This is a genomic window from Xanthomonas sp. LMG 8993 (genome assembly GCF_009835065.2).
In the GTDB taxonomy this organism is placed as follows: Bacteria; Pseudomonadota; Gammaproteobacteria; order Xanthomonadales; family Xanthomonadaceae; genus Xanthomonas; species Xanthomonas arboricola.
Genome location: NZ_QVIF02000002.1, coordinates 332,310 through 347,207 on the forward strand (window position 1 = coordinate 332,310; position 14,898 = coordinate 347,207).

10 protein-coding genes are annotated in these 14,898 nt (G+C 68.1%); 2 read left to right on the plus strand and 8 right to left on the minus strand.

The window, feature by feature from the left end; all coding sequences use genetic code 11:
* Nucleotides 1–55: 55 nt before the first annotated feature.
* The gene (locus tag DYQ94_RS04590) at nt 56–967 is read left to right on the plus strand and encodes an AraC family transcriptional regulator (RefSeq protein WP_237474916.1); all 912 of its coding nucleotides are present in this window, start codon (nt 56–58) and stop codon (nt 965–967) included.
* Here DYQ94_RS04590 and DYQ94_RS04595 read toward each other — a convergent pair.
* The 8 genes from DYQ94_RS04595 to ybaL all read right to left on the minus strand — a co-directional run bounded on the left by DYQ94_RS04595 (nt 871) and on the right by ybaL (nt 13,163).
* Complete coding sequence (locus DYQ94_RS04595; RefSeq protein ID WP_160954772.1) at nt 871–2,160, minus strand: type III PLP-dependent enzyme; 1,290 nt, start codon at nt 2,158–2,160, stop codon at nt 871–873. The genes DYQ94_RS04590 and DYQ94_RS04595 overlap by 97 nt on opposite strands.
* A complete protein-coding gene (locus DYQ94_RS04600; protein ID WP_126966270.1) occupies nt 2,157–3,926 on the minus strand; it encodes an IucA/IucC family protein in 1,770 nt (589 codons plus the stop codon). Before DYQ94_RS04600 ends, DYQ94_RS04595 begins: the two co-directional genes overlap by 4 nt.
* Nucleotides 3,904–5,100: an MFS transporter gene (locus tag DYQ94_RS04605; protein ID WP_102256030.1), complete on the minus strand. Its 1,197-nt coding sequence runs from the start codon at nt 5,098–5,100 to the stop codon at nt 3,904–3,906. Before DYQ94_RS04605 ends, DYQ94_RS04600 begins: the two co-directional genes overlap by 23 nt.
* On the minus strand, nt 5,097–6,899 hold the full coding sequence (locus tag DYQ94_RS04610; protein ID WP_126966269.1) for an IucA/IucC family protein: 1,803 nt from the start codon (nt 6,897–6,899) through the stop codon (nt 5,097–5,099). Before DYQ94_RS04610 ends, DYQ94_RS04605 begins: the two co-directional genes overlap by 4 nt.
* On the minus strand, nt 6,896–8,122 hold the full coding sequence (locus DYQ94_RS04615) for an ATP-grasp domain-containing protein (RefSeq protein WP_126966268.1): 1,227 nt from the start codon (nt 8,120–8,122) through the stop codon (nt 6,896–6,898). The genes DYQ94_RS04610 and DYQ94_RS04615 overlap by 4 nt, the downstream gene beginning before the upstream one ends.
* Nucleotides 8,123–8,355: 233 nt before the next feature.
* Nucleotides 8,356–10,488, minus strand: a complete 2,133-nt coding sequence (locus tag DYQ94_RS04620) for a TonB-dependent receptor family protein (RefSeq protein WP_126966267.1) — start codon at nt 10,486–10,488, stop codon at nt 8,356–8,358.
* On the minus strand, nt 10,489–11,250 hold the full coding sequence (locus DYQ94_RS04625; RefSeq protein ID WP_126966266.1) for an HpcH/HpaI aldolase family protein: 762 nt from the start codon (nt 11,248–11,250) through the stop codon (nt 10,489–10,491).
* A 215-nt stretch (nt 11,251–11,465) separates the two neighbouring features.
* Nucleotides 11,466–13,163, minus strand: a complete 1,698-nt coding sequence (gene ybaL, locus DYQ94_RS04630; protein ID WP_126966265.1) for a YbaL family putative K(+) efflux transporter — start codon at nt 13,161–13,163, stop codon at nt 11,466–11,468.
* Nucleotides 13,164–13,609: 446 nt separating this feature from the next.
* Here ybaL and DYQ94_RS04635 point away from each other — a divergent pair, with 446 nt between their 5' ends.
* Entirely contained in the window at nt 13,610–14,803 is a 1,194-nt protein-coding gene (locus tag DYQ94_RS04635) for a cytochrome P450 (RefSeq protein WP_126966264.1), read from the plus strand.
* Nucleotides 14,804–14,898: the final 95 nt, after the last annotated feature.

The following is a 14,898-nucleotide window of genomic DNA, read 5'->3' on the forward strand; positions in this document are numbered from 1 at the left end:
ACCGCAGGCCCAGCCGATCTGCGCGATGCTGGGGCTGTCCAACAGGAGTCGCCCCATGCCAGCAGCCGCTTCGGTCGTCTTCAATCGCCAGCGCAGCGTCGAGCGCGTCGTCGCACATCTGCAGGCCAGCATCCGCGCCGGCGAAGCACTGCCGGACCTGGCCGCATTGGCGGCAGTCGCGCAGCAGTCGCCGCATCATTTCCATCGGGTCTATCGCGCGTTGGCCGGCGAAACCCTGGGACAGACCATCGCGCGGCTGCGGCTGAGTTATGCGCTGCATCTGCTGGGCGAGTCGGCGAGCACGGTGACCGAGGTGGCGCTGGCGGTGGGTTATCAAACCCCGCAGGCGCTGGCACGCGCGTTCCGCAGCCTGTTGCAGGCCAGCCCGAGCAGCTTGCGCAACGCGCCCGCGGTGCGCGCACAGAAATTGCAGCAGCTGGCCATGCCCTCGCTGCCGCCGCAGATGTCAGGCGCACCCTTGCAGGTGCTGGTGCAAATGCTCGATCCGCTGGAAGTGGTGGTGCTGCGCCAGCGCGGCGCCTTCGACGATCTGGACCGTGGCTTCGGCCGCATCGCGGCCTGGGCCGAGCGCGCCGGTGCGATCGAACAACTGCAGGCCTTGATCGGCCTGCCGCTCAGCGACCACCGCGATGTGCCGGCACATCGGCATCTGTTCGAATGCGGCATGGTCTTCGACCCTGCACTGTCGCCGCCCGCACCGTTGCAATTGCGCCAGCTCGACGGCGGCGCGCACGCGGTGCTGCGCCATGTGGGCTCTTATGCAGGTATCGAAGACGCGCTCGATCGCGTGCTCGCGCAATGGCTGCCCGACAGCGGCTACGTGCTGCGCGATGCGCCGCTGCATTACCTCTACCTGGACGATCCCGAAACAGTGGACGAAACCGAGTTGCGTGCAGACATCCGTGTGCCGGTCCGGCCCGCGACGCACGCCGATGCCGCCGCCTGAGCCGCAACCGGCAGGAACACCATCTGCGGCGGCGGATGCATCAGGAACTGCTGGTGCGAGATATTCCACGCATACGCGCCGGCCAGCGGGAAGGCCAGGCAGTCGCCTGGCGCCAGCGCTGCGACAGGTTGGTTGCGCGCCAGCACGTCCTTGGGCGTGCACAGCTGCCCGACCAGGGTGACCGGGGTGTCGCGCAGCACCGGCGCATGCCTGCCACGCAACACACGGAACGGATGATCGTGGCCTTGCGCGGCCGGGGTGCGGAAGTGGTGGGTGCCGCCGCGGGCGATCGCAAACCACGCGCCGTGGCTGCGCTTGAGGTCCAGCACGTCCATCAGATACCAGCCGCAGCTGGCGCTGACATAGCGCCCGGGTTCCAGCCGCAGGCGCAGCGCCTGGCCGTGTTCGCGTAGCAAGGCAGGCAAGCCGGCGCAGAAGCCGGCCCAGTCGAACGACGATTCCGGCGCCAGATAATCCACACCGAAGCCGCCGCCTGCATTCACCCGCAACGGGCCGAGTCCGTAGCTCTGCCGCCACTGCTGCACGGTGCGCAGGTAGGCGGCGATCAGATGCAGCTGCGCGCCGGCATCGCGCTGGTGCGACATCAGATGGAAATGGAAGCCTTCCAATCGCAGCGAGGGGCTGGCACGCAGCCGCTGGATCGCCGCGTCCAGATCGTCCGGGTCCAGGCCGAACGGCGAGGGCTGGCCGCCCATCATCAGGCGCGTGCTCTGCGCGCCGGGCACGGCGATGTTCATGCGCAGGAACACCGGCACGCAGCGGCCGGCCTGCGCCGCGATCGCGGCCAGGCGTTCCAGTTCGCCCAGGCTTTCCACATGCACGGTGCAGTCGGGCAGCGCGGCGGCCTGGGCCAGTTCGCTATCGAGCTTGCCAGGGCCGCCGAACAACAACGCAGCCCGGGGTTGTTGCGTGTGCAGCCAGGACAGTTCGCCGCCGGAGGCCGCCTCGAAACCATCCACGTGCGGGGCGAGCGTGTGCAGGATCGGCGGCTCCGCATTGGCTTTTGCCGCGTAGAACAGCTCGCAGTCGGCCGGCAGTTGCGCGCGCATCCAGGCCGCGTGCGCATCCAGTGCGGGCAGGTCGTAAACGTAGGCGCACAGCGGGCCATCGCTTTGGCCGCGGATGCCCGGCAATGCCTGCATCACGGCGTCCATATCGATGCGCAGGCTCATGCCGCCACCCGCTGTGCCGCTGCGATGCGTGAAATCGGATTGGGCAGCGCGGTGTAATCGGATTGGCGATCGGCGCGTTGCCACAGCCGCGTGCCCAGGTTGTTCTTGCCGGGCAGCGGCGCGCCGTCGAGCAGGCCCTGCAGCGCGGCTTGCAGGCCATGGCGCTGTTGCCAGCGTGCGGCTAGCTCGCCCACGCATTGCCACAGGCGCGCTTCCAGCGCGGCATCGCCTTCGGTCAGATGGAAGATCGCCTCGGCCAGGTTGTTGACCAGTGCGCAATACGCCACCCGATTCCAGCCCTGTTCCGGCGTGTAGTACAGCGATTGCCGCGCGCGTTCGCCCACGCCCTGCAAGCGCGTGGCGGGCCAGTGATGTGCGAGCAGCTTGGTGCCTTCCAGGTCGCGGATCCATACTCGCGTCGGCCAGCCATCGGCAAACCCGATCACGGTGTTCTGCAGGTGCGGTTCCAGCGCAATGCCGTGCTGGAACAAGGCACTCCACACCCCGTCCAGCAGCAAGCCGGCATAGGCGCGGAACCACAGCAGCGTGGCGGTGTGGCGATCCATCTGCGCGCCGCCCAGTGCCTGCAGCCTGGACGCACACACGCTATTGCCCTGCGCATCGCAGGTGAACAACGCGGCGGCCACCTGCGGTTGCCAACGCGCGCGTTGCGCGGCGGGCAGGGTCTGCCGGTACAGGATGCCGAAGCTCTCCGACAGGCCACGCGCCGCCAGCGGGTCGGCGTCGTGCAAGGCGGGATCGACCTGGGCGACCTCCAGCGAGGTGGCCGCCGGCTCCAGCATCACATCGAAGCCCGGCACCTGCACGGCCAGCGCACGCCAGCTCGGTGCCAGCAGCTCGGTGAGCGCGACCGCACTTTCCAGCTCGTACCAGGCGTTCTTGCGCACGCAGTTGGTCAACCGCACATGCACCGAGCACTTGAGGAAATACTCCAGTTCCGGGTGGTACAGCGTGCGCACCGACGAGGTGGGCCGCAGTGCCTCGCCGAGCATGCCAACAGGCTCGATCAGCCCGCGCGCCTGCAGTGTGCGCAGCAGCGGGTCGTCGAGCAATCGCTGCGCTTCCCACGGATGACAGGGATACAGCGCCTCGCCGCCGGAGAGCTGCCGCAGGCTGGCACGTACATCGCGGCCCTGCATGCGCAGCAGCCGTGGGTCGATGCGGAACCAGAACAGCTGGAACGCGGCGCGCGCTTCCGGCGCGCAGGCCAGCACCTGCGCCAGATCGACGCCTTCGCGGCTCTTGGGCGTGGGATGCAAGGCATGCCCCCACAGCATCGATTGTTCGGCGTCGATCATCGCCTCGCCGGTCGCGGCGGTGCCCTGTGCCTGGCGCAGCAGTGCGGCAGTGATCGCCACGCTGTTGGCGCTTTGCGCGAGCAGTTCCGGGTTGACCGCCTGCGTGCTGCCCAGCGCCTGCAGCAGGCAACGCGCCAAGGCATGCGCGTCCAGGCTCTGCCACGGTTGGCCGGCGCTCTTGAGAAACGGCGTGGAGGCAAAGCGGCAGCGGCCCAGGCGATCGGCATAGGCGATGCGCACGCACAGCGCGCCGGTGTCGCCTAGATCGATCCGCAGCCAGCGCTGCTCGGCCACGCGCGGGCCGGGGCGATCCAGCCCGCGGTAATCGAAGTCCGCTGCGCGCTGCGGAATCGCGAACTCGCGCAGGTAGCAGTTCAACCAGCAACTGCAGGCCTGCGCGTCGGCCATGCTGTCGTACCAGGGGTCATGCATCGTGTGCGGCGACATCGGCGGATCTCCTCGAAGGGAAGCGCACCAGAACGGTGAGCGCAGCGGCCGCCGCAGCCAGCGCGGCAGCCAGGAAGGGGGTGGCAGGGCCGGCCGCCTGGGCCAGCGCACCGGCAGCGGCACCGGCGAACACGCCGGCCCATTTGCCGCAGGCATCGAAGCGGCCGAACAGGCGCCCGGCGCCATGCCCGCTGGCGAGCAGCGCCAGGCTGCGGTTGAGCCCACGCAGGCCGAACAACATGCCGAACCCGAACAGCAGGCGTGCCGCTGCCAATGCGATGGCGTCGTGCAGCAGCGCCTGCCACAGGCAGGCCAGCGCGAACAGCGCCAGGCCGGGCACCAGCCAGGCCTCGCCATCGCCGCGCCGCCACCACGGCAACACCACCAGATAGACCAGGTGCGGCAGGCTGTAGAGCAGGCCAGCCAGCGCGTCGTGGCCGGCGCCGCGCGCCAGCGCATACGGGATGAAGTAGGGGAAGGTCACCACCATCGCGAAGCAGAACAGGAACTGCGCGATCAGCAACGCAGGCCACAGTGCGCTGGCCGGTGCTGACGCCGATGGCGCCGACGTAGCCGCGCGCCCGGAGGGTGTGGACTGCGCAGGGGACGCGGTCGGCCGCGGCGCAGGCCGGTCGGCGGGCAGACGCCAGGTCAGCGCGAACGCCAGCAGCGGCAGCAGCGCAAGCGCGCGATACAGCGACTGCGCCGGGCCAAGCGCCACGGCCAGGCCCAGCAACGCGGGCGCGCTGACCATCGCCAGGCGCGCCGAATACTGCGTCCAGTCGAGCGCGCGCGCCAGCGGGCCGGCCTGCGGCTGGCTGGCCAGGTACGCATTGGCCGCCGCCAGCGAGCCGCCGCAGGTGCCTTGCACGATCAGGCCGATCACCAGCCAGCTCAGCGACGGCGCGAAGCCGGCGATCGCAAAGCCCAGCGCCAGCCCCAGCTGTGCACGCAGCAACGAACGCTTGCGTCCATAGCGGTCGGCCAGGCGCCCCCAGGTGCCGGCCGTCAACGCGGTGCACAGCGTCGGCAACACGTACAGCACGCCGCTCCAGCCAACCGCCGCAGACGGTGCCAGTTCGGCGAGCACCTGCGGCAGAAACAGCGGCATGCCCAGTGCGGTGAAGGCGGCCAGGTAATGCGCGGCCAGCACCGGGCCCAGGATGCGTTTCATCGCTGGGCACCCGCCTGCCGACGCGGCCTGTGCTGCGCGCCAGCGAAGGCATCGCCGAAGGGATTGGGCGCGCTATCGCCGTAGAACTTGTTGATGTCGCTCGCACCGGTGAGTTGCTTGCTGAGCAGGCTGCCGGCGCTGAGCAGGTACTTCACCGGCAGCCGCGGTGCGGCCAGCAGGCGACGTGCGGGAGCAGTATCGATGCCATCGACATCCAGCTGCGCCAGCGTCAAGGCGAACTGCGTCTGCAACTGCGTGTACAGCGGCGCGCGCAGCGCCGGCTGCCATTCGGCCAGGCCTTCCAGCACTGCCTGCAGATCCAGTTGCAGCACGATGGTGCAGAACATCTGTGCCAGGGCCTGCGGCTGGTCCACCGCGATGCGCGCGTCGTGCAGCGGGCCCAACGCGTCCAGATCCGGCAGCTGCGCGCGCAACTGCGGCATCGCGATACGCGCGGCGTCGTTGTCCTTCATCAGCAGCCGCGTCGCCTGGCCATCGGCGTAGACCAGCACGCTGTTCTGCTGATTGGCTTCCAGCGCAACGCCGTAGCGCAGCCACAGGCGCAAATGCACCGCCAGCATCAGCTCGGTGTACTCGCGCCACCAGCCGAGCAGATCGCCCTGTGCAAAGCGCTCGGCCAGATGGATCGCCATCGGCCGGCCATCGGGCAACCGCGCGCACAGCGCGGCCACCGGCACCAGCGTGGTGGCGTCCAGCGGTGGGTAACGCCGCAGCAGATAGGCCAGATGACGGGTCTGTCCCACATGCCCGCCATGCGATTCGTCCACGAACACGCAGCGGCCGCGCAGGGCCGGATCCAGCGCATCGATGCGCCGCAGTGCGCGCTCCAGCCAGTGGCCGTCGTACAGCGTGGAGGGCTTGATCAGGCGCAGATTGAGCGCGCCCAGCGTGCGCATCGGAATCGGCAGCTTGAGATGCAGCTGCGGATGCTGCAGCGGCACCAGCGTGCGGACCGACAGGGTGGGGCGCACCTCCAGCCAGGCCTGCGGCGCGCGCAGTGTGCCTGGCGGTAGTGCAAACCCGTCCTGCTCCAGCCGCGCCCACACCAGCGGATGCACCGGCCAGGCGACATGCGTGTCGGCCAGTGCGGGCGGCAGGCCCAGCGTGGCGAAGTCCGGCCACAGTTCGGTTGGCGGCGCGCTGGTGCAGCTGACCTGCGCACGTGGAACCGCCAGCCAGCGCAGCGCGAAGGTGGGCGCGAATTCCGGTGCGTAATCGCGCAGTTCCGAGGCATCCAGCCCGGCCTTGGCACGTGCGGTGGGATAGAACGGATGATCGCGATAGCTGGCCAGTTGATCGCAGCGGTATGCACGCTCGGCCGCATCTGCATGCTGCAATGCGTTGAGCAGCGCAGGTGCCTGCGCGTCGTAGGCCTGGCGCGCCAGGCCCAGGTGGGCGGCAGCGCACTCGGCTTCTTCGGCGTAGGCGCGATGCAGCTGTTGCGTCTCGCTGTCCAGCTGCGCGCTCATGCGTTGCAGCCAGGCCTGCGCACCGCGTTCGACATGCGCGCCATCGGCGCCCTGCACGATCCAGCTGTCGCCGCAGGCGCTGATGTCCTGAAGATAGCCCTGCCGATGGATCGGCAACCACAGCGTGCCGTCGGGCAGATGCGCGATGCGCCACCAGCCCTCCACCGGGCTGGGGTCGGTCCATGCCGCCAGCACGCCTGCCTCGGGTATTGCGGCGCTGCCGCGGCTGGCAATACCGCGCAGATCCTCGCGCAGGCAGGCATCGATGATGCGGGTGGCGATATAGCGTTGGTCGGCGGCACTGCTCATGCGCGCAGCTCCGCGCCATCGATCCGCCACTGCAGCCCCGCTTCGGCATGCACCACCGCCTGTTGCAGGGCCTGTGCATCGCTGGCCACCGCGCTCAGCACGCCCAGGTAATCCTTGTTGGAATGGCTCAGGCGGATGCGTTCACCGGGCGCGCGCATCCGCCGGTACTGCACATCGCTGTGCGCATCGTGGTGGCGGCGATCTTCGCTGGCGGTCACTAGCTCGCCGTCCTGCTCGGCGACGTAGTAACGCAGCAAGGCATGGGCACGATCGCAGCGCAGCTGCGGCAGCGGCAGGCCCAGATGCGGCGCCAGCGCGGCGGTGAACCATTGCCTGCCGAACATGTCGTCGAGCAGGAACTCGCGGCGGTCGCCGATGCTGCGGTAGTTGATCTCCACCAGCACCGGGCCGTCGCTGGTGAGGATGAATTCGCTATGGCACAGCCCGAAGCCGACCCCGAAGCTGCGCAACTGTTGCAGCGCCTGCGCAATCACCGGCGTGTCCACGCGGGCATCCCACTGCGCCTCGCATTCCACGAAGTGCGGCGGCGGCGACAGGCGCACCTTGAAGCCGCCCAGCGCCTGCAGCGTGTGGCCGTTGCCCAGCGTTTCCAGCGTGAACAGCGCCCCTTCCAGCATGCCTTCCAGCAGCACGGTGCGCTGCGGATGGCGCTGCCACACATCGTCCAGATAGGCCTGCAACTGCGCGGCATCTGCACAGTGGCGCACGTCCAGACTGGCAACGCCCTCGCGCGGTTTGGCCACCACCGGCCACGGAATATCGCCCGGCAATGCAGCGCCCGGTGCCAGCGTGCAGAACCACGGCGACGGCAGCCCACGCGCACGCAGGCGCTGACGCATCGCCGCCTTGTTTTTGGCCGCATAGCAGACCTGCCAGTCCTTGCCGGGCAGGCCGAGACCCGCTGCGACCAGCGCGGTGCTGGTCTGCAGATGATCGCTGTTGCTGAACACCGCGCGCGGCGATACATCGGCATCGTGCAGTACATCCAGCACGCCGAGCGGATTGAACACATCGCATTCGATCACCCGTTGCGGTGCATGCGCCGGATGCTCGCGGAAATGGCTGAGGTGATCGAGTCGGTGGTCGGTCAGCAGCCACACCGGCAGGCCGAGCGCATGCGCGGCCGGAAGAAAGCCTTCGGTGATGGCCGGATGGCAGACATGGGTGAGGATCACCAACGGTGCAGCGGATGTGGCAGTCATGGCAGCTCTCGTTCAACAGGACGGTGGAAAAACCGGTACTGAAACGGGCTGCCTGGCGCCGCAGGGGCGTTGGGTGGCCTGCGATACGGTGATCGCATGCCGCATGCTGCGGCAGGGAGACGTGCGTCATGCACGCCGTGTTGTCTGCGGCGCCCGCCAGCGCGAGCGCCGTTGCCGTCAGCCGACCGACGCCCCTGTACGTCGGTCGCTACGGCATGTGCCGGGTCGAAGGCCTAAAACGTGTACTCCAGCCCGGCGGTGACGGTGCGCGACGGCGCGGCCTGGCGGCCCCACGGGCTGGTATCCACACCGCGGAACCAGTACTGCCGATCGAACAGGTTGTTGATCGCCAGCGACGCGCTGAATTTTTGTCCATCGCGTTCGAACAGCGTATGGCTCACCTGCGTGTTCCATACCCAGTACGACGGCAACTCGCCGACCGAGGCGATCGCGTTCTCCTGCACGGTGTTCGCCGCGTCGCTGTAGGCCTTGCTGAAGTAGTAGCTCGACAGTGCGACAGTGGTGTGACCGAGCGTGTAGTTGCCGCCCAGGATGATCTGGTTGCGCGAGGTGTAGGGCACGCGCAGCCCGCGGAATGCGCCCGATTCCTGGCTGGCATCCAGATACGCATAACCGGCGTTGAGGGTGAGCGCGCGCAGGTTTTCCGGGCTCCATTGCAGTTCCAGCTCGCCGCCTTGATGGCGGGTCTTGCCGAGGTTGCGGAACACGCGCGTGGTGTTGTCCAGCTGGATCTGCTGATCGAAATCGATCAGATACGCACCTAGCTGGATGCGGGTGCGGTCGTTGGGCTGGTAACGCGTGCCGGCTTCGTAATTCCATGCCAGTTCGGCATCCAGGTTGTTGCCGAAGATGATCTGGGTGACCTGCGGCGCTCGCAGCGAGCGCTGCCCGTCCGCGTAGAAGAACCATTCTGCGTTGGCCTGGAAACCCACCGTCAACCCCGGCAATACATCGCGGGTCTGGTTGCGCGTGCGCAGGCCGGTGGCGCGATTGAAATAGCGCGAATCCAGCCGCTCGTAGCGCAGGCCCGGGGTGATGGTCAGGCGTTCGTCGGGCAGGGTGATGGCATTGCTGACGTAGGCGGCCAGGGCACGGTCTTCGAACTGCCAGTCACGCACGCTGGTGAACAGGCCATCGCGCAGGCGCAGATTGCCGACCAAAAAATCGATGTCCTCGTGCACCGCACGCACGCCGGTGGTCCACTGCTGACGCACGCCACCGGCATCGCCCATGCTCCAGCTCAGCCGCGGCTCGCTGCCGACCACGCGGAAGTCGCGCGGTGCGGTCTGGCGCAGTTGCGGCGGCAGGTCCGAACGCCAGGTTTCGGTGGCGGCCTGGCGCATGCCGACGATGAAGTTGCGGCTGCTGCGCGCGCTGAAATTGGTCCAGGACAACCGAACATCTTTCAACGGGCCCCAGTCTCCGAACAACTGCTCATAGCTCAACGACGCACGCGTGGTACGCCCATTGAAGCTGTCCAGCGGGCGCGTGGACTGGCGCGGGTCGCGCCGGTAATCGTCGGGGCTGAGCGCGCCGGCCAGATCCATGTCGACCAGATAGCGCTGCACGCTGGCCTTGAGCAACTTGGTGTCGTCCAGCCACCACTCCGCACGCACGCGCAGATTGCTGATATCGGTATCGCTGTGCGCGCGCCAGTACTCGCCGTAAGTGCGATTGGCATCGACCTGCAGGCCGAGGTTGTCGGTGAGGTAGCCGCCGCTGCTGAGCGCGCTGTCCTGCAGGAACTGGCCCTGGCCGCCGGCGGTGACCTTGTGCGCCAGCGTGGTACTCCACTCGCTGGGGATCTCCTTGCTGACCAGATTGATCACCCCGCCGACATTGTTCGGCCCGTACTGCACGGCCGCGCCACCGCGCACGATATCGATGCGGTCGATCTGGTTCAGTCCCACCGGAAACAACGACAGGCTGGTCTGCCCGTACGGCGCCAGTGCCAGCGGAATGCCGTCTTCCAGCACCTGCACGCGGCCGCTGCGGCTTTCGTACAGGCCGCGCAGCATCAGCTGCGGCAACGCCCCGGTGCCGGTCTCGTCGAAGATCTTGATGCCCGGCACGCGCTGCAGGGCATCGTCCAGCGAGCGGTTGCCGCCATTGCGCAGTTGCTCGCGGTCGATCACCTGGCGGCTGCCGGCATAGCGCTGCACGTCGTCGGGCCTGGAACGCCCGAGCAGGCTGCCTTGCACCTGGATCGTGTCCAGCGCACGGATCGGCGTCTGCGCATCGGTGGCTGCCGCATCCGGCGACTCGGTGGCGAACGCCAACGGCGGCAGGGCCCACGTGGCCGCAGCGATGGCGATGGTCAGGGCGTGGAAACGGAACGTCGACATCTACGGCGTGCTCCTGCAGGCGGGTGGTGGAGTGGGTGCGGAGAAGCTGGCCAGGTGGCCGCGCAGTGCGCGTTGAATCAGCGCGCGGTCTTCGCCCGCCAGCAGCCAGCGCAGGTCCGGCTGTTGCAGCCAGTGCGCGCGTTGCGCGTCGGTGCGCGGATTGGGGCAGAACGGCACGTTGGCCGCAACGCAGTGCGCATGCAGTTGCAGCAGCAGCTCCCACACCTGTGGATGGGTTGGTTGCGGGCCCAGGCCCAGGTCCAGCGCAAGATCCAGCGCGCCTTCCATCACCAGTGCCACGCCGGGCAGCGCCAGCAGCTCGGGTACTGCCGCAATGCCGGCCGCACTTTCGATCATCGGCACGATGCGGATATCGCGATTGGCCTGCGCGATGTAGGTGGGCAGGTCGACATTGCCGAAGCCGGTGACGCGCCCGCCGGTGATGCCGCGCCGGCCCAGTGGCGGGAACCGTGCCGCGGCGATGGCATCGGCCAGTTGCGCGGCCGATTCGGCGCGTGGAATCACGATCCCGCGCGCGCCGGCATCCAGCACGCGGCCGATCAGTTTTTCGTCCACCTCCGGCACGCGCACCCAGGCCTCGCAGCCCGACAGCTCGCAGGCGCGGATGGCGTGTTCCAGTTCGTCCGGCGCGCGCAGCGCATGTTCCAGGTCGAGCACCACAAAGCCGTAGCCGATGCGGCCCAGCAGCTCGCACAACTGCACGCTTGGCACTGCGTTGAGAACGCCAACCGCAAACGTCATGGATGAGGCCGCCAAGGAAACGGGCGCTCATCCTGCTCCGGATGGGAATGATTATCAAGTGGATTTGGTGGGCAGTTTTCGGTGCCCTGGTCGCAGTTCGATCAATGCGCGGTTGCGAGCCGTTCTGCACTGAAGCACCGGCGGGCAACAAAAAACCCGCAGGCGCTGCCGGCGGGTTTTCGTGTCTTGCAGCGCTGCGCTACCCCGCCTTGCGGTTACGACGCCGGTACGCGCAATGCCCGATACGGCGGGGTGGACATCACCATCTCGGCCAGCGAATAGGCCAGCTCGCGTTCGGCCAGCACCGCACCGTCGGCGCCGTGTTCGAGCAGGTGCTTGACCTCGGTGTCGCTGTGCGCGCGCGCCAGCAGCGTCAGCGAGGGGTTGATCGCGCGCAGCTTGGCCAGCGCCTCGCCGGCTTCCAGCGGCTGCGGGATCGCCAGGATCGCGATCTTGGCGTGCTCCGGGCGGGCCTCGGCCAGCACGCGGTCGGCCGCCGCACTGCCGCGGATACCGGGAATGCCGGCCGCATGCGCCTTGGCCACATGATCGCTGTTGTCGTCGATCACCAGCACCGGTACGCCGCGGCTACGCAGCAGCTGCGCCAGCGCGCTGCCGACGCGGCCGTAGCCGATCACGATGGCATGGCCATCCAGCGGCAGCGGCGGGCCGGGCGGTAGTTCCGGCTCCGCCGCGGCCGGGGCGTCCTGCGCCTGCCTGGCCTGCCAGCGGTCCAGCCACGAGAACAGGAACGGGTTGGCGATGATCGACAGCAGCGCGCCGGCCAGGATCAGGTCGCGCCCGGTTTCCGGCAGGATCGCCAGCTGCACGCCCAGCCCGGCCAGGATGAAGGAGAACTCGCCGATCTGCGCCAGGCTGGTGGAAATGGTCAGCGCGGTGCCGGTGGGGTGGCCGAATGCACGCACGATCACGAATGCGGCCAGCGACTTGCCCAGGGTCACGGTCAGGAACGTGGCCAGCACCTGCCACGGATGCTCGACCAGGATCATCGGGTCGAACAGCATGCCCACCGAGACGAAGAACAGCACCGCGAACGCATCGCGCAACGGCAGCGAATCGCTGGCGGCCTTGTGGCTGAGCTCGGATTCCTTCAGCAACATGCCGGCGAAGAACGCGCCCAGCGCGAACGACACCCCGAACAGCGTGGCCGACAGGAACGCCACGCCCAGCGCGATGCCGAGCACGGCCAGGGTGAACAGCTCGCGCGAGCCGGTGGCGGCGACCTTTTCCAGCGACCACGGAATCACCCGCCGCCCGACCACCAGCATCACCGCCACGAACGCCACCATCTTGAACAGTGTCAGGCCCAGCGCGGCCAGCAGCGAGGTGGATTCGCCGGCATGCGCCGCGGCCGGCGCGGCGGTGCCCAGCACCTCGGCCAGGGCCGGCAACATCACCAGCGCGATCACCATCACCAGGTCTTCGACGATCAGCCAGCCCACCGCGATGCGGCCGCGCTGGGTTTCCAGCAGGCGGCGTTCTTCCAGTGCACGCAGCAGCACCACGGTACTGGCCACCGACAGTGCCAGGCCGAACACCAGCCCATGCATCAACGGCCAGCCCATGCTCCAGGCCAGCGCCCAGCCAAGCAGCGTGGCGACCACGATCTGCGCCAACGCGCCCGGAATGGCGATCCATTTCACTTCCATCAGATCGTCGAGCGAGAAGTGCAGGCCCACGCCGAACATCAGCAGCATCACGCCCAGCTCGGACAGCTGGTTGGCCATGGTCTGGTCGGCCACGAAGCCCGGCGTAAACGGCCCGACGCAGACGCCGGCCAGCAGATAGCCGACCAGCGGCGAGAGTTTCACTTTCTGTGCGAGCGTGCCCAGCACGAAAGCGACCGCGAGGCCGACGGCGATGATGTCGATGAGGCTGGTGTCGTGATGCATTCCAATCCGTTGTGAGAGTGTCCGAGAGAGCGTCGCGGGCGCGACCAGCCAACGGCACTGCGCCGGGCGTCGCCTGCGGGCATTGCGTGGTCATGGCTGGAGTCCGGCGCGGGGGAACCGGGACCGCGTTGCTGGTCCGGTTGGCCGGACGCCCATAGTACACAGCGCTTGATTAACGCGATGCGACACGCCGCGCATGCGCGCAGGCCGATCCATGGGTCAGACGCCGCGCGTAAACCGCTGTGGCTCGCACGTGCGCGTGCGAGTTGCGACGCAGGGCGCAAGTCCGGCACGCCGATTCAACATTGACGACACCGCTTCGCCCCTGCGCAAGGTCGCAGCGCGGCGCCGGCCGACAATCCGGGCTACCAGTGGAGCGCCTGCGTCCTTCGGCAGGCCCACGCATGCATCGCCCCTGTTGCGGGTGACGCCACACGAGCCAGGCCATGCATCTCAGCGATTTGGCAACACCCCAGTTCCGGCACGATCCCTATCCGACCTACGCGCGCCTGCGCGCCGAAGGCGCGTTGGTGCAGGTGGCAGACGGGCGGCTGATGTCCGGCCGTTACGCCGTGGTCGATCGCCTGCTCAGCGACCGCCGGGTCGGCCGCGACTATCTGCAAAGCATTCGTCTACGTTACGGCGAGGCGGCGGTGCACCTGCCGCTGTTCCAGGGCATGAGCCGCATGTTCCTGCTGCTCAACCCGCCGCTGCACACCCAGCTGCGCGGACTGATGACACAGGCCTTTGGTGCGCGGCAGATGGAGTCCATGCGTGAAGTGGCCAGCGATACCGCTGCCGGGTTGATCGATGCCTTTCAGGCAAACGGCCACTGCGATCTGCTGACCGAGTTCGCGTTCCCGCTGCCGATCGCCATCATCTGCCGGATGCTGGATATCGATGCCGCCGATGTCACCGCGTTGAGCCACGCGACCAGCGCGCTGGCAAAAGTCTTCGATCCGATGATGACGGCGGAAGAACTGCAGGCGACCAGCGTTGCGTACGACCAGCTGGCAACATATTTCCACGGCGTGATCGCGCAACGGCGCAGCGCTGGCGGCGATGATCTGATCGCGCGTTTCATCCAGGCCGAGGACAACGGCCGCCGCCTGAGCGACGAGGAGATCGTCTCCAACGTGATCCTGCTGTTCTTTGCCGGCCACGAAACCACTTCCAACATGATCTGCAATGCGCTGGTCGCGCTGCATCGGCATCCGCAGCAATTGCGCCTGCTGCGGGAAACCCCGAGCCTGCTGCCCAATGCAGTGCTCGAATGCATGCGCTACGACAGCTCGGTGCAGATCGCCACGCGCACGGCGTTGCAGGATTTTGAGATCGAGGGAGTGGCGGTTCCCCAGGGCGCCATGCTGTATCTGATGCTGGGCGCGGCCAATCACGACACGCTGCAGTTCACCGACCCGCAGCTGCTGGATATCCGCCGCCAGCAGGGTCGCGCGCTGTCGTTCGGTGGCGGCATCCACCACTGCCTGGGCAACCGGCTGGCGCTGATCGAAATGGAAGCCGCGCTGGCCTGCCTGCTCGCGCGTCTGCCGGCGCTTCGGCTGGAGCAGCTGGACACGCTGAGCTGGAACGATCGCGCCAACCTGCGTGGTGTGGACGCGCTGCTCGCCTCCTGGTGAGCTGCGGCCAGGCGGCGCAGCGCCTGGTCGGCACGCAGTGTTGCGGCAGTCATAGCGCTGGCAATCACCGCGGCAGATGACGCAGGGCCGCTGCA

Coding starts and splice junctions, on each gene's coding strand:
- DYQ94_RS04590 (WP_237474916.1), top strand. CDS start 56: ATGCCAGCAGCCGCTTCGGTCGTCTTCAATCGCCAGCGCAGCGTCGAG.
- DYQ94_RS04595 (WP_160954772.1), bottom strand. CDS start 2,160: ATGAGCCTGCGCATCGATATGGACGCCGTGATGCAGGCATTGCCGGGC.
- DYQ94_RS04600 (WP_126966270.1), bottom strand. CDS start 3,926: ATGTCGCCGCACACGATGCATGACCCCTGGTACGACAGCATGGCCGAC.
- DYQ94_RS04605 (WP_102256030.1), bottom strand. CDS start 5,100: ATGAAACGCATCCTGGGCCCGGTGCTGGCCGCGCATTACCTGGCCGCC.
- DYQ94_RS04610 (WP_126966269.1), bottom strand. CDS start 6,899: ATGAGCAGTGCCGCCGACCAACGCTATATCGCCACCCGCATCATCGAT.
- DYQ94_RS04615 (WP_126966268.1), bottom strand. CDS start 8,122: ATGACTGCCACATCCGCTGCACCGTTGGTGATCCTCACCCATGTCTGC.
- DYQ94_RS04620 (WP_126966267.1), bottom strand. CDS start 10,488: ATGTCGACGTTCCGTTTCCACGCCCTGACCATCGCCATCGCTGCGGCC.
- DYQ94_RS04625 (WP_126966266.1), bottom strand. CDS start 11,250: ATGACGTTTGCGGTTGGCGTTCTCAACGCAGTGCCAAGCGTGCAGTTG.
- ybaL (WP_126966265.1), bottom strand. CDS start 13,163: ATGCATCACGACACCAGCCTCATCGACATCATCGCCGTCGGCCTCGCG.
- DYQ94_RS04635 (WP_126966264.1), top strand. CDS start 13,610: ATGCATCTCAGCGATTTGGCAACACCCCAGTTCCGGCACGATCCCTAT.